The following is a 22320-nucleotide window of genomic DNA, read 5'->3' as shown; positions in this document are numbered from 1 at the left end:
TATCGATTATAAAATTGGAGGTCACACCTAACATGAGAAAAAAATGGACGCTGCCTCTGGCCGCGATCATGGTCTTCGGGACGCTTGCGGCGTGCAGCTCGAACAAAGAAAACGCGCCTGCCGCTTCCTCCCCGTCGCCTGCCGCCGCTTCGTCAGCGGGCTCGCCGGCTGACGGCGAACCGATCACGCTGACATTCGCTTCGTGGAGCATCAGCGAAGAAGCGACCAAGGGAGCGCTGGAACAGATGGCGCAGAAGTTCACGGAGCTTCACCCGAACGTCAAGATCGAATATATCGGCATCCCGTTCGGGGATATCAAGCAGCAGACGTTCGTCATGGCATCCTCCGGCAATACGCCGGACATGATCCAAACCTTCACGGCCACGTTCCCGACCTATGCGGCTTCCGACATCATCGTCCCGCTGGACGATCTGCTCGGTCAGGAATATATCGACGACCTGTTTCCCAGCTACAAGGAGGATTACACCTATAACGGCAAGCTGATGGGCGTGCCGTGGGCTCCGTCGCCTTACGTGCTTTACTGGAACAAGGAGCTGTTCCAGCAAGCGGGACTGCCCGACCGCGCGCCGGAAACGTATGACGAAATGCTGCAGTTCGCCGAAGAGATCTCCAAGCTCAAGACGGACAGCGGCGAGCAAATCTACGGACTCGGGGAAGCGACGGAGAAGCTGCCGATCAACGGCATGATCGCCCTGCGCAACATCTACAGCTTTAACGGCAGTCTGTTCGGAGAAGACGGCCAAGTGAACGTCAATACGCCGGAAGTCGTCGAAACGCTGGCCTATTACCAATCGCTGGTGAAGAACAATCTGTCTCCGCAGGGCGCCAAGCTGAAGGATCTGCGCAACCTGTTCAGCATCGGACGGCTCGGCATGTATTCGGACGGCTACTACGGACGGAAGGTGTTCCAGAACTTGAGCGGCCAAGGCGAAGCGTTCGACGAGAAATGGGGAGCGGCCTTGATTCCGGTCAATAAGACGGGCGACAACGTCTCCATCGGCGAAGCTCACGGCCTGGTCATCAGCAGGGATTCCAAGCATCCGGAGATGGCCGCGGAATTCATCAAGTTCCTGACCGACGCGGAGATGATCTCGCTCTATCACCAGAACAGCGACGTCATGAGCGCGCGCCAATCGATCAGCATTTTACCGGAGTTCAACTCCACCGACTTCGACAAGACGCTGGTCGACCAGATGACGAAGATCAAGCCGCTTCCGGCCAACAACCCGGGACTCGAGCAGGCGTATCTGGAAATCGCCGAAGCGGTGCAGAAGGTAGCCGTCGCGAACGAAAGCCCGGAGAAAGTTGCGGCCGAGCTGGATGCGAAGCTGAAGCAAATCATGAAATAACAGGCCGGGCCTAGCCCGACCCGTATCGCTCCCGCATGGGGCCGCCCGATAACCTGCTGGCTAAAGCGGCCCCATGCTTATTTCGTCATGCCCGCATCCGGCAACCAAACCGCCACAAGGAAGTGAAATTCCGTGCAAAAACCGCTTCAACTCGAACGAAGAAACGCCCGCTTGAGCGAAAAAGCGAAGGACGCCGTCTTCCTGGCCGTCATCATCTGTCCCGCTTTCATTCTGCTGCTGTCCACGATCGGCATTCCGATCGTCAAGTCGCTCTATATGAGCTTCTTCCAGGTGTCTCTACTGAGCATGAAGACGCAGGTCTGGAACTCGTTCGACAATTATAAGCAGCTGTTCGCGGACGGCAGCTTCGTCCACTCGATCGGGGTCACATTCCGCTACGTCTTCTCGGTCGTGGCCGTCCAATTCGTGCTGGGCATGGCCCTGGCCCTTATTCTGAACGGGAAAATTCCGTTCCGGAGAGCCCTCCGGACCGTTATTCTGATTCCTTGGGTCGTTCCGACCATTATCGGCGCGCTCCTCTGGATGTGGCTGTTCCAGCCGCAGTACGGTGTTCTGAACTATATTCTGCAAACGCTGCATCTGATCGATCAGCCGCTCCAATGGCTTTCCGACATGCAGCTCGCGCTGTGGGCTGTCATGATCGCCGCCCTGTGGAAGCAGCTTCCTTTCATGGTGACGATGCTGCTCGCCGGCATGCAGGGCATACCCAGCGACATGTACGAAGCGGCGACAATCGACGGCGCCTCCAAGCGCCAGCAGTTTCTGTACATTACGCTGCCCATGCTGAAAAATACGATCAAAACCGTCACGCTGATCGCCTGCATCGAGAACTTCAAGATGTTCCCGCTGTTCTGGATCATGACGAGCGGCGGCCCCGTCAACGCGACGACGACGCTGGCGATTTTCAGCTACAAGACGGCGTTCATCGATCTGGATCTTGGCAAGGGAGCCGCAATCGGGGCGATCTGGCTGGTCATTATGCTGCTGTTCTCCTGGATCTACAACAGACTGTTCGCAATCGGGGAAGACAAAGGAGGCGCGGTGCATTGAGACTCCGAAAAACGCTCGCGGCCGGGCCGACGCTGTTGGTCGCCGCCGCATTCCTGCTGTTTCTCGTATTCCCGCTATATTGGATGCTGCTGACGTCGTTCAAGGACAATTCGGCGCTGTTCCGCATTCCGCCGGAGTGGTTTCCGTCCGAGCCGGTGCTCTCGCACTACAAGAAGCTGTTCGCGGACAGCGTGTTCATCACGTATTACCGCAACAGCCTGCTGGTCGGCTTCGGCTCGACGGCCATTACGCTGATCGCCGCGATGTTCGCGGGATACGGCTTCTCCCGCTTCGAGTTCCGCTTCAAATCGCTGGCGATGTTCTCGATTCTCTCGACCCAGATGCTGCCCGTCGTCTCGCTGCTGATCGCGCTCTATACGATCTACAACGGCTACGGCCTGCTGAATACGAGAACGGGGCTCGTCATCGCCTTGACGACGGCCAGCCTGCCGTTCTCCATCTGGATGATCAAGGTGTTCTTCGACAACATTCCGATCGCGCTCGAGGAGTCCGCGAAGATCGACGGGGCCAGCCGGTTCGGCATCCTGTTCCGGATCGTCATGCCGCTGACCAAGCCGGGCATTTTCTCCATCGGCATCTACTCGTTTATTCTGTCGTGGGACGACTTTCTGTACTCGCTCACGCTGATCAATAAAGACGAGCTGCGCACGCTGAACGCCGGCATCTCGATTCGCTATATCGGGGAGCTGTCGTACGATTGGGCCAGCATCATGACCGTGTGCGTCACGTCGATCGTGCCGATCTCGCTGCTGTTCCTCTTTTTCCAGAAGTATATGGTGTCCGGCCTGACCGCCGGCGCTGTAAAAGGGTAGGCGAGCGGCCTCCCGAATCGCCGACAGGCTGTCTCCTGAGCCGGGGTTAACCCGCTTTGAGACAGCCTGTTAGGAGTAATAAGGGTGCACTGCGGAAAAATGGCGGCGTGGAGGAGACGACCTCTGCGCCCCTTTGCGCTTCCTCGCTCTGCTGCCGCCCAAGTCGCCTCACGTCTAGGCCGCCGAACGGGAATAGGGCTCGGGGGCGAGCTCGAAGCGGGCGTTGCCCGAACAGAGAGCCGCGACGATGCCGAGCGCGGCGGCCAGCGCCAGAAACCAGAAGCCCAGCTGGACCGAATCCCCGAGCGCCTGCCGCAGCAATGCCGCAGCCGGCTCAGGCAGCGAGGAATCGGCGGCCAGCAGCTGCTGCGGATTCGCGAGGTCCGAAGGCTCCGCCCCTGCCCCGCCGAACTCCGCCGCATGACGCCGGACGGCCGCCGCCAGGCTGCCGTTCACGATCGCCGCCAGCACGGCCGAGCCGAATACGCCGCCGACCGAGCGGCTGAAGCCGACCGTCGACGTCGCCACGCCTTTGAAGCGATCGTCCGCTCCGTAAGTGACGGCCATCTGGGCCAGCGGCATCAAGATGCCGATTCCGAAGCCGATGACGAGCATGATCAGAGCGACGATCCACTGCTGCGCGTCGAGAGGCATGTAGGCCATTCCAAGCATGCCGAGGCCCGCCAGCGACATCGAGAGAATCATCCCCGCCCGGTAGGTCCACCTTTTCAACAAAAACTGACTCGCCGTCGCGCCGAGCATCATGGAAAACATCATCGGGGTTAGCGTATTGCCTGCATCTCCGACGTCTCCCCCCATGCTCCCCTGCACGAACAGCGGAATAAACAGCAGCGCGCCGTACAGAATGGCGCCTTGCAGGAACGTGGCCGCCAGCGTTCCCGAGATCGTCCGGACGCGGAACAGCTGCAGCGGCAGGATCGGCTCGCGCACGCGCCTCTCGACGATGACGAACAGGGCCAGCCCCGCCGCCCCCAGCAGCAGCAGGCCGATCACCGGCACGGACAGCCAGGGGAATGGCTCTCCGCCGATCTTAAGCGCGAGCAGAATCGACAGCGTCGTCGCCGCCAGCAGCGCGGCGCCCATGACGTCGAGAGAAGGCCGCTCGCCGGCGGCCGGCCGCTCCTTCAGCGTCCGGTTCAGTACGACAAACACGTACAGCCCGATCGGCAGATTGATGTAGAAATTCCAGCGCCAGTCCAACAGCTGGGTGATGACGGCTCCGAGCGAGGGACCGACGATGGAAGACAGGGCGAAGACGCTCATGTAGAACGCCTGATATTTCCCCGCCTTCTCCTTCGGCATGATCGTGAAGACGAGGGTGAACGTGATCGGAATGATAAAGCCCGCGCCGAGCCCCTGAATGCCCCGGTAGACGATCAGTTCCGTCATGCTGCCCGCGAGCCCGCACAAGGCCGAGCCCAGCAGGAACAGCGCCAGACCGAGCATATAGAAGCTTTTTCTGCCGAACAGGTCGGACAGCTTGCCCGCGATCGGCATCATCACCGTCGAGCATAGCATGTAAATCGTAAATACCCAGGACATCTGCTCCAGGCCGTTCAGTTCGGACACGATCGTCGGCAGCGCCGTGGAGACGATCGTCTGATCGACTTGCGTCAGAAAAATGCTGACCAGCAGCGCCGACATGAGCCAGTTCAACCGGGTTTTCGAGCCTTGCGCCGTATCCGAATTCACCTCAACCACCTAGTTTCTTGCGAGTTTGGCGCAGCGTTCCGCATATTCGCGGCCGTTCTGACCGGGGATGCGGGACACCGCAAAGGCTCCGAAGCGGTTAAACGCCTCCTCCAGCGTTCGCTGCAGGTGCTCGCCGCCGCCCTGCCGCCCGCTCGTCGTCCACACGGCGACGAAGCGGTCGGTTATCCGGCCCGGCTCGGCTTCCAGTTCGACCAGCAGCTCGCGAACGGAGGACGGAACCTCGCCGAACTCCGTCGCCGCCAGAACGACCACGAGTCGCGAAGGGTCCGCTTTGATCGTCTCGATCAGCTCCTCCGCTCGCTCGGCGAACGTCAGATCCATCCCGTGCAGAATGCGCAGCGAGTTCAGCAGCTCGTCGACGTCCGAGGCATCGCTCTCCCGAATTTCCGGAGAGAGCAGCACGCACGCGCTCCGGGGGGCGGCAGCGCCGCCCTCCCTGCCCGGCCCTTCGTCTCGCGGCAGCACTCCATACAGCGTGATCCGGATAATCTGATCGGCCAACAGCTCTTTCATTTCCTCATAGGAACCCTGCAGCTGCATCTCTTCCCGCAGGTTGTCCGCGCTGCGGTAGTAAAACTGGTTCATCATGCCCCAGACGAGCTGCAGAAGCACCCGCTCGTGCAGCTGTCCCTGAATGAGCCCGTCGTTCTTCCATTGCGCGAGCAGCTTCATCTTCTCTTCGGTATCCCCGGTCCATTTGGCCGAGGCGTACTTCTGGAACAGATCTCCGCCCTCCAGCGATTCGCGATGGTAGAGCATATGCAGATTGGGCAGCTTGCACTTCAGCTCGAAGTGCTCCTTGATATATTTTCGCAGCAGCGCCTGGGGCTCCTCGTCTTCCAGAAGGATCTCGTTCACGTGCAGCTCCCACTGCTCGAACAATCGCGTTACGACTTCCATATACAGCTTCTCTTTGGAATCGAAGTAATAGTGGATGAGCGCCTGGTTGACGCCCGCTTTCGCCGCGATGTCGTTCATCCGACAGCCCGCGAACCCGATTCGGGCGAAAATATCCTCCGCCGCGTTCAGAATTCGCTCCTGCACCGTCGTTTTGGCTTCATCCAACGTTTGCATGACCAATTTTCTTCGTCTCCTCTCATGCCCCCTTGCCGAGAACGGCTCTGCGCAGCGCCCTTGCCGAAGTCTCGTACCAATCGCCGACCGTCTCCGGCAGCCGATCGATCTGGGAGTCTATTACGTACAGCCCTCGCGTCGGGCAGACGGCCCCGACCTCGACCAGCAGCGGCCGCAGATGGGCTTCCACCGCCAGACTATGCTGAGGAGCCGCCCCGACCATGACCGGAATGGCCGTCACGCCGGACAGGGCATCCATCGGCAGCTGGTCGACGAACAGCTTCAGCAAGCCGGTATAGGTCGCCTTATACGTCGGGCTGACGAACACGGCCACATCCGACTCGCATACGCGCCGAACGATTCGTCCCACGCCGGGATGCCCCCACTCCAGAAGCGAGCTGCCGTGATCCGCCAGGTCGACCAGTTCCACGTCGGACGTCTCGCCATCGGCGGTTAACCGGGCGGCAAGCTGGCCGGCAAGCTCTTCGGCGACGCCGTACGTCTTCGACCGGCTTCTCGGATTGCCCACGATCGCCGTAATCCTCATGACGCCTCCGCCCCTTCGGGAAGACTGCCCGCCAGCCTTCCGTACTTCCCTCCGAAGAAGACGAGGGGGGCTTGCTCCGTCGAAGAGACGACAAGCTTCATGCCGTCTCCGAGCAGAATTTGATGATCGCCGCCCTCTACCGCCCGGCGCAAGCCGCATTCGACGTAGGCCAAGCAGCCATCCAGCACAGGTACCCCCATCTCTCCGAAGGTATACGGAATCCCCTCGAACTTCTCCGTCCCTCCCTTGCGCGCGAACGCCCGGGAGACCGCTTCCTGCTTCTCCGACAGGAAATGGACGCAAAATTTCCTCGACTCTACAATATGAGCCAGCGTCGCGCTCTTGTTGTCCAGACAGACGAGCAGCATCGGCGGTTCAAGCGACAGCGACGTGAACGCGTTGACGGTCATCCCTTGCGGACGGCCGTCGGCATCCGTCGTCGTCACGACCGTAATTCCGGTCGCGAACCTGCCCATGGCGTTTCTCCATTCCAGCGAATCCAATCTTAGTTCCTCCCCGCGTAAAAAGATAGTCTATCCTCTCTCCAGATCGTTGCAGATCAGCCACGCCGTCGTCGCATAGATGACCGCCGCGTCCACCATATCGTCCACCGTCGGAGCGAACCTTCTCGGTCCGTAGGTGACGGCGGGTATTCGGTACATATTGAACACGTTGTGGTCCCGCCACATGCTCGAATAGATGTAATGCCCCTGCGGCGTTTCCCCTCTCCCGGCCGACACGCTGGACTTGCTGATCGCCCGCTTAAGCTCCTCGACTCTGACCGCGTCGGCCTCGAAGCCTTGACGGTAGACGACCGGCTCCACCTTGCCGTCGAAGCCCTCCTTCTCCATAAGCGCCTCCAACGAGCGTTGAACGTCGGCGATCGACTGGATCGGCGTCAGCGTAGCCCCCAGATATACCGAGCACACCTCGCTGCCGCCGCCCATCAGATGGGGGTCTCCGCCTCGAATGGCGCCGATCTGGGTTTTCGGAACGGCCGTTCCGCCGGGGGAATGGTAGATGTTGTTCGCCTCGAATTCGATGCACCATTGCTGCAGCGCCTCGATGAGGGGCGCCACCTTCACCAGAGCGCTGGGATGCCGGCGCAGCTCCTGCGGGTGTTGAAGCAGCGGGGTGAACACGTCTTCTCCATAGAGGTTGATGCGGAAATTCGCGTGTCCGCAAGACACCCAGGAGATTCCGAAGTCCGTGCCTTCGGCGGCGATGGCGAAATCAGGAGCGACTCCTCCGTGCGTCATCATGAACTGCGCGCCGATCTCCTTGCCCAGAAATTGCGGGCCCTGGAACTCCTCGACGTGCTCCGGTCCGATCTCCGCCGGGCATGCCGTCAAGTAAAGCGATCCGGCCATCGACAGTCCGGTTTTCTGCAGCGCTCTGGCTCCGATTAGGAAGCAGGCCATCGGCCCCCTGTCGTTCTCCACCGGCCTGCCGGAGAATACGCCGTCCTGCAGGCTGGCCTGCAGCCACTCGGCCTTCTCGACCGAGCCCGGCCGGTACTTGAGCTTATCCAGCTCGTTGTATTGCGGAGATTCGGTGTCCAGATGGCTCGTGATCAGCAGATTCTTCCCCCGCGTCGGCTGCTGCCCGCCGTATTCTCCGATGACGTTGAAGCGGTCGGGAACCATGCCGACCTTCTTCGGGCGGAACCCCTCGCGTTTCATCCAATCGTATACGAAATCTCCGGCCTCTTTCTCGAAGCCCGCCAGAGAGCGAATGTTGCCTAATTCCAAAATCAGATCGATCAGCTCTTGCCGGTCGATCGCGCCGCGAATCCGTTCGGAGACTTCGCGGACTTCCGACTCGGTCACCTTGGCGCCCGGGTGTATCGTAATCATGGCCTGCCCTCCAATGTCGGCGCCCAGCTGCGGACGACCTGTTGTGTCGTGACGATCGTGGCAAAGTTAAGCGCCATTCCCTTTAAGGACGCTTCGTGTACGTCGACCGAGTAAGCCGCGCAGGCGTCGGATACGACGAAGCATTCGTAATCCCGCATAAACGCGTCCCTCACGGTCGATTCGACGCAGCATTCGGTCGTAAACCCGGCGACGACCAGCTTGCGGATGCCGTTGCTCTTAAGCGCCAGCTCCAGATTCGTGCCGACAAACCCGCTGTACCGCTGCTTGATTACTTCCAGGTCTCCCGGCAGAGGCGCAATCCGGTAATAGGCCGCCCCTGCGGTCGATTGCCGGCACACGGCAACGCCTTCGGGATCCTGCCCCTGTCTCGCGTACCATTCCTTCATGGCCGGAGAGTCCGTCTCCGACGCCGTCGCCAATGCGATAAAAATAATCGGAACGCCCATCGTTCTGGCGGAGGATATCAAGCTCTCGATCCGGTCGACGGCGGGGTCGACCCCGGACAGATCCGCCCCCCATTCCGCCGATTTGCCGCCGGGAGCGCAGAAGTCATTCTGCACGTCCACCAGCGCCAGGGCGATCTGCTCGTTCGGCACCGTCCCCATGCCTTCCGCCTCCCTTTCCGCTTATTCGCTCCGTGCTTTCGTCTTCGCGCCCTATGCCCGCAGTCGCGGAAGCACGCGTTCGCCGAAGAACCGCAGATCGGCGTCGTAATCCGGGAAGGTCAGCATCATCCCGTCCAGGTTCGCCGTTTCGACGATCTCGCGGATTTGGGCCTCGATCCCCTCCGCGGTGCCGGAGATCGGCTGTGACATCAGCGCCGTCCTGGCTCTGGCCGAGATCGAGGACTCCTTGCCGTCGACCGCCAGACCGTAGCTCTCCATCAGCCCCAGGATCGCCTCGCGGTCGGCCCCTTCCTGGTACAGCTGAATCCGGGCGCTCGCCTCCTCCTCGGTTTCCCCCGGATAGATGCCGAACATGGCGTAGGTTTTAATCGTTTTGCCGCGCTCCTTCGCGATTTCCTTCGCTCTTGCGCTTACTTTCGCGATCTCCTGAACGTCCTTGCCGCCGACGAAGCAAGCGTCTCCTTCGTCGATCGTGAAGCTTAGCCCCTTGTCGGAAGCTCCGGCGCAAATAATCGACGGGCGAGGGCTCTGCACGGGCTTAGGGTTCGACATGCAGTCCGTCAACTGAAAATAGGTTCCCTGATGGTTGACCCGTTCCTCGGACCACAGCTTCTTGACGACCTGCATCCACTCTTTGGCAAGGTCGTATCGCGCGCCGTGATCGAGATGCTCCGGCCACATGCCCATCTGCGCAAACTCCTTCGAGAAGGAGCCCGACACGACGTTCATGCCGACGCGTCCGTTGCTGATCTGGTCCAGCGTCGCGAACATTTTGGCCGCAACCGCCGGATGGTACAGCAGCGTATGAACAGTGGCATAGACTTTCACTTTCTTGGTCGCCTCCGCCAGGCCCGCCATCATCGTCATCGATTCGAGCGAGGTGCCCCAGTGATTCGTCCGTCCGCCGTAGCCTCTCCATTTTGCCATCGACATAATGAAATCCAGTCCCAGCTCCTCCGCCAGGACGGCGGCGCTGCGGTTTTGCTCGTAGCTGCCGTCAATTTTCGGAGTCGCATCCGAGATAATCCAGCCGCCGTTCGTAATTGGAAGAAACACGCCAAAATCGATCCTGTTGTAGTCCACGCTAACGCTCATTGTCCTATCCCTCCACCTTCGTCGTTATCCGTTAATACGCTTCATTCCGGCCAGATCAATTCCGTCCCCTCGTAGATCGCGTCGATGTACGAATTGTCCATGACCCGGTCCAGCGGAATCGGCTCCTGGATCACCTCTGCGTCCACCAGCATATCCATCTCCCGCTGCCATTGCACGTCCGCCTGCCAAGCGACGCCGCGCCCCTCGTGCAGATGCTCCTGTACGAGCTGACTTTCCACCGCCCAGCGATTCGTCTCCGCCTCCAGATCGTAGCCCGACGCCGAGCGCGCCTCCAGCACCTTCAACGTTTCCTCCGGATGCTCCAACGCGTACTGATGCGCCTTGGACAGAGCCCGCAGGAAGTCTTCGATCGCGGTCGGATGGTCGGCTGCGAACTTCGCGTTCACCGCTACGACTCCGAACGAGGTTTCCCCTCCGAACTCCCCCGGATCGATCAAGCGAACCTTGATGCCCGCCTTCTCCATCATATTAGGCTCGTTCGTCTTGTAGACGGTTAAGGCGTCCAGCTTCTTGCCGTCCAGAATGCGCGGATCGTAGCCGACGGACACCGCCTTGATCTGGTCGCGGGCGACGCCTTCCGAGGCCAGCATCGAGATGACCCAGGACGGAATCGCGCCCTTATAGCCCAGCGTCTTGCCGATCAGATCCTTCGGACTGTGAATGTCCGACTCTTCCAGCACCATCAGAGCGTTCACGCCGACGGAGCCGAAGGTCGCCACTCCTTTAATCTCCGCACCGCTGTCCACGGAGGTAATCACCAGGCTCGGATTCCCGGCGCTGGAAATTTGGGCCTGACCGGCGGCAAGGAACTTCATCCCTTGCGAGTCGAGCCCGGGCTGAATGCGGACCTTAAGCCCCAACTCCTCGAAGTAGCCGAGCTCGTCGGCCATCACCGTCTGAACGTCGGGCGAAGAAGCCGCGTAATAGTACCCCGTCGAATAGAGGATTTCCCCGGCAGCCTGATTCGCCGCTTTGCGCGCTTCCCAGTCGATCCCGGAGGAGGCTCCCCCGGTCTCTTCGGCGGAGGGGCTGGCCGGCGCCGGCGCCTCCGAGGAAGGGGCCGGGCTGCCCGGCGGCTTCGCCTCGTTCCCTCCGCAGCCCGCAGCCGCCATCGCCAATACCGTCAACATCGACAAAGCCGCCATTCCGAACTTTCCGTTTTTCATCGTCCTCACGGTCTCCCTCTCCTATCTTGTCTCTGTTATGGGGTCTTGCCGGATTGCCTGCATTCGTCGCGGACGGCGCTCATCCTCTGCGAGCCTGAGCCGAGCTGTGCCAATACAGCGCACGCTGCTCCACAATTCGGATGAGCGCCGTAAGCACGATGCCCATGGCGGCCAGCATGGCGATCGCCGCGAACATCTTCTCGATCTGCATATAGTTGCTGAAGACCATGACCAGATTGCCCAGCCCTTTGTCCGCGCCGCTCCACTCGGCGACGACCGCTCCGATAACGCTCAGGCTGATGCACGTCTTCGAGGCGGAGAACAAGTACGGCAGACTGTTCGGGAGCCTGAGCTTGATGAAAATCTCCGCTTTGTCGGCGTGCAGCGAGCGCAAATACTCGTAGTTGTTCTGATCGATCGACCGAAAGCCCGTAATCGAATTCACCAGCATCGGAAAAAAAGTAATGATGGCGGCGATGAGCATCTTCGGAAACGACCCGAAGCCGAACCAGATGATGAGCAGCGGAGCGATCGCGACGATCGGCGTTACGTTGGCCAGCACCGCGATAGGCAGCAGCGTTCTCTCCAACGTCGGGGAGTGGGCCATCAATACTCCGCCGATTAAGGCAAGCGAAGATCCGATGACGAACCCGACGAGCGCTTCATACAAGGTGACGCTAGCGTGATCGAGATAGAAGCCGAAGTCCGAGAACAGCGCGTTCAGAACGCTGGAAGGGGACGGAAGCGTTAGCGGATTGATCCCGAACAGCCAGACGACCAGTTCCCAGCCTCCGAACAGCAGGACGAATGCGAGAGCCGGATACGCATAGCCGCTCAGCCGCCCGGCGACTCCCGGCGCAAGCTTCCATTTCATTCCGGCCTCCGGACGGCGAGCCGAAGCCGCCGCGCTGTCGATTGCATTTTGCCGAGTTGACATTTCAATGCTCCCACCTTTCGCGTAATAACCCTTTGATGTGGTGCACGTACTGCATGTAATCCGCCGTCTCCTCCAAGTCCGGAGTTCGCGGCCGGGGCAGTCCGATATCGACGATCTCGGTCACTCTGCCGGGTCGGCTCGACATGACCACCACCTGGTCCGATAGAAACACCGCCTCTCTAATGCTGTGCGTGACGAAAATGACCGTCTTCTTGTGCGAGTCCCAGATTTCCATCAGCTGATAGCGGATTCTCTCGCGAGTAATCTCATCGAGCGCCGAGAAGGGTTCGTCCATCAGAAGAATCGGCGCGCCGGAGGCGAAAGCCCGCACGATGCCGACTCTCTGCTGCATCCCTCCGGACAGCTCCTTCGGGTAGGCGTTCAGGAAGTCTCCCAGCCCGACCGATTGAAGCAGCTCCTTGGCCTCCTCGGTCTGCTCCGGCGTCTGCCGGCCTCCCTTGCGGTTTACTTCGAACGGAAGCCTCATATTCTCCAGAATCGTTCGCCAGGGGAACAAGGCGGGCGCTTGCGGAACGAACCCGAACCGTTTGTTCGACTGCGCCTCCAGCGGGGTGATGCCTTCCACCAGCACCTCGCCTTCGTCGGCCGTCTCCAGTCCGCCGATGATGCGCAGCAGCGTCGACTTGCCGCAGCCGCTCGGCCCGATCAGACTGATGAAGGTTCCTTCCTCCATATGGAGCGCGATGTCCCGCAGCGCTTCCGTCACCTGGTCCCGGCGCCGAAACTTCTTGGAAACCCGGTTCACGCTAATGTAGGTCATTGTGAAATCACCACTTTGCTTATTTTGTTTGCAGACCTCGATGCGAATCCCCTTCGACGACCGGCGGGCGGCTGGAGGGCGGCCGATTCGATTTTAATCGGTTAGTTAATCCTTTTATTATTTAGTTAAATCTTATGTCTATAAGCTATCACCGCGTTTTGTTTGTGTCAATATAAATAACATTGTAAGTTAGACGATTGGGATTTCACGATGAGGATCGAGCGGGGTTGGTTGTTTAAATGCGACAGTTCTGCCCGATCATAGGTTTCTCAAGCATAACCTCTCGTTCGTATATGTCATATATTCGTTATATAAGTTCGCAATAACTCTCGGGGCAGATCGCCGCTCTCTATTCGAGAGTCACCTCGGGCTCCGGGCTTATAGGGCCGGGACACGCGCCACACAAGGCAAAAACGCCTTCAGCGTCCTCTAGGCGCAGAAACGCGTTTTTGTCGAAGGGGATTCAGATAAGGATAACGAATTTGATCCTTTCTGAAGCACAAAAACAGGGCTGTCTCTCAGGTCATTCCTGACCTTCTGAGACAACCCCCTAGTCAAGCCGCCGTTCGCTCCCTCGAAGCCGATCGAGTCGGCTTGCAGCTCCGCTCCGCAAAGTGAAAAGACACTACACGACTCCGGCTTGCGGGAGCCGCAGCTTCCGCCCCTCCGCGCTATATACCGGGAAGGCGGAAGCCCCCCCCTTTCTTTAACGGCTCTTCTTGCCCGGAGAGCTCGCGACGTAAATCCGCTTTATCCGGCTGCCGATCGAAGACACGATCTCGTTCGAGATCGTTCCGGCCCGCCGGGCCATTTCCCCGGCGGTCAACCGGTGCCAGCCGTCCTCACCGATCAGCGTTGCCGTATCTCCCTGACTGACGCCCTCGACGTCCGTAACGTCCGCCAGCATCTGATCCATGCAGACGGCGCCCACGATTCGCACCTTCCGCCCGCGAATCAACACGCAACCGCCCCGTTCAGACAGCTCTCTGGCGATTCCGTCCGCGTATCCGATCGACAGCGTCGCAATGACGCTATCGCGTTCCGCCACGAAAGCTCCGCCGTATCCGATCCCCTCTCCTTCGCGCACTTGTTTCACCAGAATCACGGTCGTTTTCAAGGATAACGCGGGAAGAAGATCGACGGCTTTGCGCGTACGGTCTTCCTCCCTGCTGAGCAAACCGTAGAGAGCGATGCCCGCGCGAACGATATCCATCCCCGGAAAGTCGTAGTTCAACAGGCCGTAACTGCTCTGGATATGCAGGCGTCCAGGATCGAAGCCCGCTTCCCTGACCCGGGAGACCGCTTCCTCGAATCGGCGGAATTGCAGCCGGGTGAACGCCGCTTCCGACTCCGGACGGTCTGACGAAGCAAGGTGGCTGTAAGTCCCCGTTACGAGCAATCGGTCGTGCCGATACATCGACAGAATTCGTTCAGGCTTATCGAAGCTTTCGCCAAGCCGCCTCATGCCGGTATCGATCTTCACCTGAATTTTCAGGGGAGCTCCGTAAGCCTGCAGCCGCTCGGCATCGTCTGCGTCCACGGCGGTCTGGGTCAAGTCGTAACGCACGATATCCGCTAGACGGTGCGTCGGCGTGTACCCCAACACGAGCACCTCCCCCCGTATGCCCCTTCGGCGAAGCTCGATCGCCTCTTCGACCTCCGCTACCGCGAAAGAGCGCACACCCTCTTCGTACAAGCGTTTGGCTACCCGGAAGCCTCCGTGTCCGTAGGCGTTCGCTTTGACGACCGCCATGATCTCCGTTCCGCCCGGAGCGGCGCTTCGCAGCTGTCCGAGATTGTGGGCCAGACGATCGAGGTCGACTTCCACCCAGGCGCGGGCTTTGGCGGGGGCCGGGCGCTGTCGGAGGCGCAGCGGCTGAGGCCCGGCTTCGGACAGCAGGGCAAACCGACCGATACCGCCGTATCCCTCCCTAACCACGGCCGTCGCCAACCTTGGCGCTGAGAAAGGTCACGACGAATTCGATGTATTCCTCGAATTCGATGTATTCCTCCAGGCAAAACCCGAAGTGTTCCCTGCCGTTCATACCCGTCTCTCCCCAAGCGCGGATGCGATCAACCGGTCCAGAAGCTCCGGGAACGAGAGGCCGGCTTGCCGCATCATGTTCGGATACCGGCTATTGGAGGTAAAGCCGGGAATGGTGTTCACTTCGTTAAACAGCAGCCTGCCGTCGCTCGCCAGGAAGAAATCCACTCTCGCGAACCCGCTGCAGCCGAGCGCCCGATAGACGGTCAGCGCCGCAGCCTTGGCCCGCGCGGACGTCTCTGCGTCGATTCGGGCGGGCAAATGAATGAAGGAGGCGCTTAATGTATATTTCTGGTCGTAATCGAAAAATGAGCTCGTCAGCTCGATCTCGTCGATCTCTCCGATGAAGGGGTCCGAGGTTCCGAGTACGGCGCAGCCGATTTCAAATCCGTCCACGTGCCTTTCGACGACGATCTTGTCGTCATGAAGCAACGCTTGCTCGATCCCCTCTTGCAGCTCCTTCTCGTCATGCGCCTTGGTTATGCCGATCGAAGATCCGGACCTTGCCGGCTTGACGTACAGCGGATACCCCAGCTTGTCCGCCGAGCCGACGGCTTCGGCAACGGAGCTTCCAGGGTAAAGCGTTACGGATTCCGCCACGTCGATCCCCGCCGCGGACGCGATTGTTTTCGCGTACGCCTTGTCCATGCAAAGCGCAGAGGACAGCATCCCGCATCCGACGAATGGAATGTCCGACAGTTCGAGCAGCCCTTGCAGCGTTCCGTCCTCTCCGTTTCTGCCGTGCAGCACCGGAAAGACGACGTCGAGAGCGGTAAACCGATACTCGGTTCCGACGAGCTCGATCAGCCCCTTTCGGTCCCTGCTCGTCGACAAGACGGCGGGAATGCGGCTCGGATGCGTCGTCCAGCGATCCTCGCGAATGGATGCCGCATCTCCGTAATACCGGTACCACTCTCCCTCTCTAGTAATCCCGATCGGTATGACTTGATAAGAATCTTCGTTCAAATGGTCGATCACGGCTGCCGCGGAAGACAACGAGACTTCGTATTCCGTCGAGCAGCCGCCAAACACGATTGCGATCGCCGTTTTTCGCATATGGCGGCAAACCTCCCCTTATCCTTCGATAGCTTCAGAATAGGGGAAGAACTCTAAATTTCATTAAATAAACCATTAAGAAACCATAAAGATTTGGCCGCAAATCTTAACCCGCGATAAACGCTCTGCCCCTCAACCATGCAAAAACGCCTTCGGCGTCCTCTAGACGCAGAATCGCGTTTTTGTCGGAGGTGATTCAGAGAAGTATAGGGAATTTTATACTTTCTGAACCACGCCAAAAAAGCCTCTGCCCGATCCGAGAATCGGGCAGAGGCTGCAAAGACGGTCGCAACGCGTCCGCTTAAGCCAACAAATCTTTGAGCGTCTCGGGGGAGTTGTTCCACCATTCCTCGTTGTGCTCGATAAGCAGCTTGCGGAGCGCTTCCTTTTCTTCCGGACCGATATTGTCCAGCATATACTTGCGCTTGATTGCAGCGTCGAGGCGGTTGACATGATCCGGCAGCAGCTTCCAGCCCCTTCTCGCCTCCGAGTCGATCAGCATATCGCAGGAGGTCGCGCCCGCGTAATACGAGCCGATCTCGTTGCGGTCGACGGCCACCCATACGACCCAGGCCGGACGGCCGTTCGGGACGGTGGATTTGTCTGGCGAGAAGCGGATGCCCTTCTCGATCTTGCTCTTGGCGTGCATCGCTCCGACGTCGATATAGGCTTCTCCGCCGTCGATTATGACGCAGGCGACTTGGCTCAGGTCGATCGATCCCGCGCCGAAGCCTCTATGCTCCTTATTGCTGACGACGTTAAGCGACAGCTTCTTCTTCTCCGCCGGTTGATTCGGATTATCCATGATCAGCCTCCCGTAAATGCCGTTACATATGAAAAAACCGGGACCGAGACCCCGAAAATTCAAGTCCCGCCCGCTTCTTATGCGACGTCTATCGACGCGAACGTTTGTTCCGTCTCTTTTAGGTAATTCTGTACTCAACATCATAACAAAACAGAAAACATAAGTCTATTGTTTTTTGCGAAATTGCGCCACAATAGGTGAAGTCACTACGCAAAGCAAGGAGGAATCGCACTAATGGATACGCAAAGCCCGGTTTATCGGGAGGAGCAGGAGCGCCTGCAAGACACGTTCCGGGAGATCGACCGGCAGAGGGCCGGCATCGGCCCGGTCTACCGGGGCCAGGATTTCACCGAACAGCTGCTCGAAGAGAAGCGGGAGGAGAGCCGACGGCGGCTCGACCTGCTCGGCAAGGAGCCCTACTTCGGCAGGCTCGACTTCAAGGAAGACGGGAAGACCGAGGCGCTGCCCCTGTATATCGGCAAGAGAGGCATGGACCGCCAGGATACCGGCGAGCCTTACGTCATCGATTGGAGAGCTCCAGTCGCCAGCCTCTTCTACTCCTTCACCGGAGGCGACGCCCCGGTCTCTTACGATGCGCCGGACGGCACGATCCAAGGAGAAATCTACCGCAAACGCAACCTGTCGATCCGCGACCGGAAGCTCGGGCGCATCGTCGACAGCTACGAGCGCGGCGGAGACAACATCGGCCTGAACGACGAGTTTCTGCTGTACAAGCTCGGTGACAAGAAAGACAACAAGCTGCGGGATATCGTGTCCACGATCCAGGCCGAGCAGGACCGCATTATTCGCGCTCCGCGCCACAAGGCGCTGATCATCCAGGGGGCGGCCGGTTCGGGGAAAACGACGGTCGCGCTGCACCGGCTGGCCTTCCTGCTCTACCAGTACCAGCAGCAAATCCGCGCCGAGCGGATGATGATTTTCGCGCCGAACACGATGTTCCTCGATTATATTTCCGGCGTGCTGCCCGAGCTCGGCGTCGGCGACGTCAAACAGACGACGTTCGCGGATTGGGCGCTAGACCGGCTGAGCGGCAAGATCAAGCTGGCCAAAGATGCCTCGGAAGGAGAGCTTTGGTTCTCCCTGGAAGGCGCGCGGCCGCGGATCGACGACGAGACGCCGGGAAGATACAAGGGCTCGCTCGCCTTCAAGGCGCTGCTGGACGAGAAGCTGAAGAGCCTGGAATCGCATTTCCTCGAACCGCAGCCGTTCGAGCCGTGGGAGGGCCGCGTCCTGCCAGCCGCCAACATTCGCGAATGGTTCGAGGTGGAGTACCGGCATTACCCGCTCGCCCCGCGTCTGGAGCGGCTGCAGGCCCGCATGAACCGCTGGCTCGAAATGCAGCTGGGGGAGATCGGCGACCCGAAAATTCGCAAGGAGAGATCCAAGACGGGCAAGCAGCGGCTGAGAGCATATGTCAACAAGCTGCCGAAGGCCGACGCCCTAAGCTTCTATCAGCGCTTGTTCGCCTCGGACAGTGCGGCGGACATCCCCAAGAGCATCGTCCAAAGCACAAGAGCCTATTTGAAAAAGGGCGAGGTCCGGCACGAGGATTTGCCGGCGCTCGTCTGGATCCATTACGCCTTCAACGGCGCGGAGAATCTCTCGTTCGACCATGTCGTCGTAGATGAAGCGCAGGACGTGTCCCCGCTTCAGATCGCGCTGCTGAACTCATTTATGAGCGAGCCTTCGTTCACCATTCTCGGAGATTTGGCGCAGGGCATTCATGCTTACCGCGGCGTGCAGAGATGGGAGGAATTGTCCGGCGTATTCGCGGACGAATATCGCTCCTACCACGCCCTGCAGCAGAGCTACCGCTCGACGCTCGAAATCATCGAGTTCGCCAACCGCATCCTGCCGCATACCGGCACGGGCTTGCCTCCCGCCGTTCCCGTGTTCCGCAGCGGCGATCCGGTGGAAATCTTCGAACTGGACGCCGAGACCGACCGCCTGCCTCGCATCGCGCGTTTCGTCCGGGACAATCGGGATCGCGGCATGCAGACGATCGCGATCGTCTGCCGCACGGACGACGACTGCGCCCGGCTCGCCGAGCGTCTGCAAGCGGCCGGTATCGAAGCGAATCTCATTGCCGAGAACCAGACCCAATACCAGGGAGGCATTACCGTCGTCCCCGTGTACTTGGCCAAGGGACTCGAGTTCGACGCCGTGCTTGTCGCGGATGCGGACGGCCGGCGCTATGCGGCCGCGCCGCAGGACGCCAAGCTGCTTTACGTCGCCTGCACGCGAGCGCTGCACCGGCTCGCCTTAATGTATCTCGGGCAGCCAAGCCCCCTTGTCGCGGAAGCTTAGACGAGCGGCGGGCCCTCGGCTTCGCAAGGAGCTTGTCGGCGATCGCGAGACGGGGGCTCCCGCCCCCCCAAACATTCCTGTAGGGGCTAAAATACGGCCTTGGACAAAAACAGGAGCGCCTCGTATGATAGGGGTGTGAAGGGGCAGGAACCCTACACCTACCAGGAGGCGCCTACAATGAAGTTTAGTCGAAACGAATCGAAGGCGCGCAACCGGCCGGCAACGTCTAACGGTTGCAGTGGCGCTTAATCGATCGTTTTCCCGAAAAAGAAAAAGCTAACGGTTGCCACCGCGCTTATTTCGGGGTTATCGAGCGAAACGGCTCGTTTCAGCTGAAATAGCCGCTGCTGCAACCGTTACAATTTCTATATTGCGAAAATGGCACAATTAGCGGCGCTGGCAACCGTTACGTTAGTGGGCTGGCGGGGGCTCGCGGAGTGCGTAGGTTGGTCTGGACTGGCGGGGGCTCGCGGAGTGCAAGTTTGGTCTGGGCTGGCGGGGGCTCGCGGAGTGCGTAGGTTGGTCTGGACTGGCGGGGGCTCGCGGGGTTGGCGTGTGTTGGACTGGACTGGCGGGGGCTCGCGGAGTGCGTAGGTTGGTCTGGACTGGCGGGGGCTCGCGGGGTTGGCGTGTGTTGGACTGGACTGGCGAGGGCTCGCGGAGTGCGTAGGTTGGTCTGGACTGGCGGGGGTTAACGTGGATTGGCACGAGTTGGCCCTGTTCGCGATGACCGTCGGGGCTCCGCCGACAACTGGGACGATTCCTGCAAGGCCGCTTGTTGACCGTTTGCTTAACCTGACAACATGGGCTCCCGACTCCCCGCCGACCGGCAGCAGCTAGGCCGGGGAACAGGCGACGGAGCCGCGCGCAGCTTGGCCGAAAACTCCAGAAATAATCCGCGGACAACCTACATATATATCTCGTAGATGCTTGTCAACGGGAGGGTTATCCGTATGCCTAAGCGCCGTTCGCTGCGAATGCTGCTATTCGTCGCCGCCGCTGCCGTACTTGTCATGTCTGTCCGATTCGGGTTTGCCGACGCTTGGGTCGATCAGTACGCTCTGCCCGCGTCCTCCTTGTCCGGGCTCCCCGCCTCCGGCTCTCCGGCGGCGATCGTCCAGTCCGAGCCCGTCCCCGGACCGGACGTTCCGCAGAAGCCGCAGGCCGCTGTCCTCAGCAATCGCGTAACGGAATATCATATCGCCGTCTCGCTCGACGAGAGCCTCGGAACGCTCCAGGGGGAGCAAGTCGTGACCTGGAAGAACCCCGGCCGCAATTCCGTCTCGGAGATGTTTCTTCACCTTTATCCCAACGCGTTCTCGCCCGGAAGCACGTTCCTCCTCGAATCGGGAGGCAAGCTGAGGGGAGACAAAATGAAAAGCGGCAGCTACGGCGGAATGGAGCTGACCGCCCTGACGACCGAGGACGGGGAGACGCTGCTGCCCAGAGTTCATTACGTGCAGCCGGACGACGGCAACCGGAACGACCGCACCTTGGCCGCATTCCGGCTTCCCGAGCCGGTCAAGCCCGGAGACTCCGTCACGCTGCGCATGAAGTTCTCGGTTACGCTCCCCGACGTCTTCGCGCGGATGGGCAAGGCCGGTCATTTCGTCATGGCGGGACAGTGGTTTCCCAAAGTTCCCGTATACGAGACGACCGGCATGCGCGGTCGTAGCGCCGAGGGCTGGAATCTGCACCAATACCACGGAGATTCCGAGTTTTATTCCGACTTCGGCATCTACAGCGTGCGCATTGAGGTTCCGGACGGCTACAAGGTCGCGGCGACCGGCTTTCTCACGAAAACGCCGACCGTGGCCGGAGGGAGAAAGAGCTTCCAGTTCTATGCCGACGACGTGCACGACTTCGCCTGGTCGGCTTCTCCGGACTTCGTCTACGTGGAAGATTCCTTCTCATCGCCGGGCATACCGGGCGTTCGAATCAAGCTGTATCTGGATCCGCTCCATCAGCACCTGAAAGACCGCTACATGCATGCCGCCAAATCCGCGCTCGCCAAGCTGGGACAATGGTATGGAGAATACCCGTACTCCACCCTGTCCGTCGTCGTGCCTCCGGCCGACGGCAACGGCGCCGGGGGCATGGAGTATCCGACGCTCGTCACCGCGGCAGCGGCCCAGAACGACAACCCCGGCTACGAGCTGGAGCGAACGCTCGTCCACGAGATCGCCCACCAATATTGGTACGGGCTTGTCGCTTCCAACGAATTCGAGGAAGCTTGGCTCGACGAAGGCTTCGCGTCCTACACCGAGGATAAGCTGATGTCCAGCATTTACGGCGTTCTGCCCCATCACCCGATCGAAGCCAGCTATTTGACCCATCCGGAGCCGCTCGCCCTCTCGTCCTGGAAGTTCCGCTCTTCCGACGGATACGCCGAAAATGTCTACATGCGGGGCAAGCTTGTGCTGACCGCTATCGAGAAGCAGGTCGGCGACAAAACGATGAGCAAAATTATGCGGACTTATTTTCAGAAATATAAGTTCAGACATCCTTCCTTCTCGGACTTCCAGAGAGTCGTGGAAACGGTGACCAAGGAGAAGTGGACCGATTTCTTCCGGGCGTACGTCCTGCACGGCGAGATGGCCGACTATTCCGTAGAATCGATCCAGACAAGGAAAACGGATGCCGGATACGAGAGCGTCGTCCTTCTGCGGCGCAATGGCGGCAGTCCCGAGCCAGTGTCCGTCTGGCTGCAGTTCCGGGACGGACAGTCGGTTCGCAAACAGTGGGACGGCGTGCAGTCGCATATTCAATTGAAGCTCGAATCGGCGGCTCCGCTGCAATATGCGGTGATCGATCCCGGCAACCATATCGTGCTCGACAATCGCAAGTTCAATAATTATCTGAAGGCGGAAGTGCCGCCCGGGCAGCGTACCCGCTACGCGACCGGCATCGCGCAAATATTGGAAGGTTTGTTCGGATCATTGGCCTGGTGAGGGG

General features: G+C 59.9%; 18 protein-coding genes. 5 read left to right on the top strand and 13 right to left on the bottom strand.

The genetic code is table 11. The features are described 5' to 3' along the window. Positions 1 to 32: 32 nt before the first annotated feature. From ACFO3S_RS22775 to ACFO3S_RS22765, 3 genes are all read left to right on the top strand, one after another. Positions 33 to 1370, top strand: a complete 1338-nt coding sequence (locus ACFO3S_RS22775; RefSeq protein WP_378100745.1) for an ABC transporter substrate-binding protein — start codon at positions 33 to 35, stop codon at positions 1368 to 1370. Positions 1371 to 1502: 132 nt separating this feature from the next. After that, the gene (locus tag ACFO3S_RS22770) at positions 1503 to 2441 is read left to right on the top strand and encodes a carbohydrate ABC transporter permease (RefSeq protein ID WP_378100744.1); all 939 of its coding nucleotides are present in this window, start codon (positions 1503 to 1505) and stop codon (positions 2439 to 2441) included. Continuing rightward, complete coding sequence (locus tag ACFO3S_RS22765; protein ID WP_378100743.1) at positions 2438 to 3274, top strand: carbohydrate ABC transporter permease; 837 nt, start codon at positions 2438 to 2440, stop codon at positions 3272 to 3274. Before ACFO3S_RS22770 ends, ACFO3S_RS22765 begins: the two co-directional genes overlap by 4 nt. A gap of 174 nt (positions 3275 to 3448) precedes the next feature. Here ACFO3S_RS22765 and ACFO3S_RS22760 read toward each other — a convergent pair whose 3' ends face one another. The 13 genes from ACFO3S_RS22760 to ACFO3S_RS22700 form a co-directional block, all read right to left on the bottom strand. Then, the gene (locus ACFO3S_RS22760) at positions 3449 to 4987 is read right to left on the bottom strand and encodes an MDR family MFS transporter (RefSeq protein WP_378100742.1); all 1539 of its coding nucleotides are present in this window, start codon (positions 4985 to 4987) and stop codon (positions 3449 to 3451) included. 9 nt (positions 4988 to 4996) lie between these two features. After that, entirely contained in the window at positions 4997 to 6082 is a 1086-nt protein-coding gene (locus tag ACFO3S_RS22755) for a TetR/AcrR family transcriptional regulator (RefSeq protein WP_378100820.1), read from the bottom strand. A gap of 22 nt (positions 6083 to 6104) precedes the next feature. After that, a complete protein-coding gene (locus ACFO3S_RS22750) occupies positions 6105 to 6629 on the bottom strand; it encodes an NADPH-dependent FMN reductase (RefSeq protein ID WP_378100741.1) in 525 nt (174 codons plus the stop codon). Beyond that, complete coding sequence (locus ACFO3S_RS22745; RefSeq protein WP_378100739.1) at positions 6626 to 7132, bottom strand: flavin reductase family protein; 507 nt, start codon at positions 7130 to 7132, stop codon at positions 6626 to 6628. Before ACFO3S_RS22745 ends, ACFO3S_RS22750 begins: the two co-directional genes overlap by 4 nt. 30 nt (positions 7133 to 7162) lie before the next feature. After that, complete coding sequence (locus ACFO3S_RS22740; protein ID WP_378100737.1) at positions 7163 to 8485, bottom strand: zinc-binding metallopeptidase family protein; 1323 nt, start codon at positions 8483 to 8485, stop codon at positions 7163 to 7165. Continuing rightward, the gene (locus ACFO3S_RS22735; protein ID WP_378100736.1) at positions 8482 to 9111 is read right to left on the bottom strand and encodes a cysteine hydrolase family protein; all 630 of its coding nucleotides are present in this window, start codon (positions 9109 to 9111) and stop codon (positions 8482 to 8484) included. The genes ACFO3S_RS22740 and ACFO3S_RS22735 overlap by 4 nt, the downstream gene beginning before the upstream one ends. 51 nt (positions 9112 to 9162) lie before the next feature. Further along, positions 9163 to 10227 carry an LLM class flavin-dependent oxidoreductase gene (locus tag ACFO3S_RS22730; RefSeq protein WP_378100734.1) on the bottom strand — a complete coding sequence of 355 codons (1065 nt, stop codon included), beginning with the start codon at positions 10225 to 10227 and terminating at the stop codon, positions 9163 to 9165. A 41-nt stretch (positions 10228 to 10268) separates the two neighbouring features. Beyond that, positions 10269 to 11414, bottom strand: coding sequence for an ABC transporter substrate-binding protein (locus tag ACFO3S_RS22725; protein ID WP_378100818.1), 1146 nt, complete (start codon positions 11412 to 11414; stop codon positions 10269 to 10271). Positions 11415 to 11493: 79 nt separating this feature from the next. Next, the gene (locus tag ACFO3S_RS22720; protein WP_378100732.1) at positions 11494 to 12351 is read right to left on the bottom strand and encodes an ABC transporter permease; all 858 of its coding nucleotides are present in this window, start codon (positions 12349 to 12351) and stop codon (positions 11494 to 11496) included. A gap of 1 nt (position 12352) precedes the next feature. Then, the gene (locus ACFO3S_RS22715) at positions 12353 to 13132 is read right to left on the bottom strand and encodes an ABC transporter ATP-binding protein (protein WP_378100730.1); all 780 of its coding nucleotides are present in this window, start codon (positions 13130 to 13132) and stop codon (positions 12353 to 12355) included. Between the two features lie 706 nt (positions 13133 to 13838). Next, a complete protein-coding gene (gene vanT, locus ACFO3S_RS22710) occupies positions 13839 to 15071 on the bottom strand; it encodes a serine racemase VanT catalytic subunit (RefSeq protein ID WP_378100728.1) in 1233 nt (410 codons plus the stop codon). Positions 15072 to 15173: 102 nt separating this feature from the next. Then, positions 15174 to 16232 (bottom strand): D-alanine--D-serine ligase VanG, encoded by a 1059-nt coding sequence (gene vanG, locus ACFO3S_RS22705; RefSeq protein WP_378100726.1) that lies wholly within the window; start codon positions 16230 to 16232, stop codon positions 15174 to 15176. A gap of 301 nt (positions 16233 to 16533) precedes the next feature. Beyond that, positions 16534 to 17037: a YwhD family protein gene (locus ACFO3S_RS22700; RefSeq protein ID WP_378100724.1), complete on the bottom strand. Its 504-nt coding sequence runs from the start codon at positions 17035 to 17037 to the stop codon at positions 16534 to 16536. 234 nt (positions 17038 to 17271) lie between these two features. Between ACFO3S_RS22700 and ACFO3S_RS22695 the strand changes: the two genes are divergently transcribed. Together ACFO3S_RS22695 and ACFO3S_RS22690 are read left to right on the top strand one after the other, a co-directional pair. Continuing rightward, complete coding sequence (locus tag ACFO3S_RS22695) at positions 17272 to 19365, top strand: HelD family protein (protein WP_378100722.1); 2094 nt, start codon at positions 17272 to 17274, stop codon at positions 19363 to 19365. Between the two features lie 953 nt (positions 19366 to 20318). Further along, entirely contained in the window at positions 20319 to 22316 is a 1998-nt protein-coding gene (locus ACFO3S_RS22690) for a M1 family metallopeptidase (protein ID WP_378100720.1), read from the top strand. The last annotated feature ends 4 nt before the right edge of the window (positions 22317 to 22320 follow it).

Origin of the sequence: Cohnella hongkongensis (genome assembly GCF_042654645.1) — a bacterium.
Classification (GTDB): domain Bacteria; phylum Bacillota; class Bacilli; order Paenibacillales; family Paenibacillaceae; genus Cohnella; species Cohnella hongkongensis.
This window is presented reverse-complemented; position numbering and strand designations above follow the sequence as displayed.

What these genes read in the sequence shown, in the direction of transcription:
- ACFO3S_RS22695 (WP_378100722.1), top strand. Translation starts at nt 17,272, where the DNA reads ATGGATACGCAAAGCCCGGTTTATCGGGAGGAGCAGGAGCGCCTGCAA.
- ACFO3S_RS22775 (WP_378100745.1), top strand. Translation starts at nt 33, where the DNA reads ATGAGAAAAAAATGGACGCTGCCTCTGGCCGCGATCATGGTCTTCGGG.
- ACFO3S_RS22690 (WP_378100720.1), top strand. Translation starts at nt 20,319, where the DNA reads ATGCCTAAGCGCCGTTCGCTGCGAATGCTGCTATTCGTCGCCGCCGCT.
- vanG (WP_378100726.1), bottom strand. Translation starts at nt 16,232, where the DNA reads ATGCGAAAAACGGCGATCGCAATCGTGTTTGGCGGCTGCTCGACGGAA.
- ACFO3S_RS22700 (WP_378100724.1), bottom strand. Translation starts at nt 17,037, where the DNA reads ATGGATAATCCGAATCAACCGGCGGAGAAGAAGAAGCTGTCGCTTAAC.
- ACFO3S_RS22755 (WP_378100820.1), bottom strand. Translation starts at nt 6,082, where the DNA reads ATGCAAACGTTGGATGAAGCCAAAACGACGGTGCAGGAGCGAATTCTG.
- ACFO3S_RS22730 (WP_378100734.1), bottom strand. Translation starts at nt 10,227, where the DNA reads ATGAGCGTTAGCGTGGACTACAACAGGATCGATTTTGGCGTGTTTCTT.
- ACFO3S_RS22715 (WP_378100730.1), bottom strand. Translation starts at nt 13,132, where the DNA reads ATGACCTACATTAGCGTGAACCGGGTTTCCAAGAAGTTTCGGCGCCGG.
- ACFO3S_RS22720 (WP_378100732.1), bottom strand. Translation starts at nt 12,351, where the DNA reads ATGTCAACTCGGCAAAATGCAATCGACAGCGCGGCGGCTTCGGCTCGC.
- ACFO3S_RS22750 (WP_378100741.1), bottom strand. Translation starts at nt 6,629, where the DNA reads ATGAGGATTACGGCGATCGTGGGCAATCCGAGAAGCCGGTCGAAGACG.
- ACFO3S_RS22740 (WP_378100737.1), bottom strand. Translation starts at nt 8,485, where the DNA reads ATGATTACGATACACCCGGGCGCCAAGGTGACCGAGTCGGAAGTCCGC.
- ACFO3S_RS22735 (WP_378100736.1), bottom strand. Translation starts at nt 9,111, where the DNA reads ATGGGGACGGTGCCGAACGAGCAGATCGCCCTGGCGCTGGTGGACGTG.
- ACFO3S_RS22725 (WP_378100818.1), bottom strand. Translation starts at nt 11,414, where the DNA reads ATGAAAAACGGAAAGTTCGGAATGGCGGCTTTGTCGATGTTGACGGTA.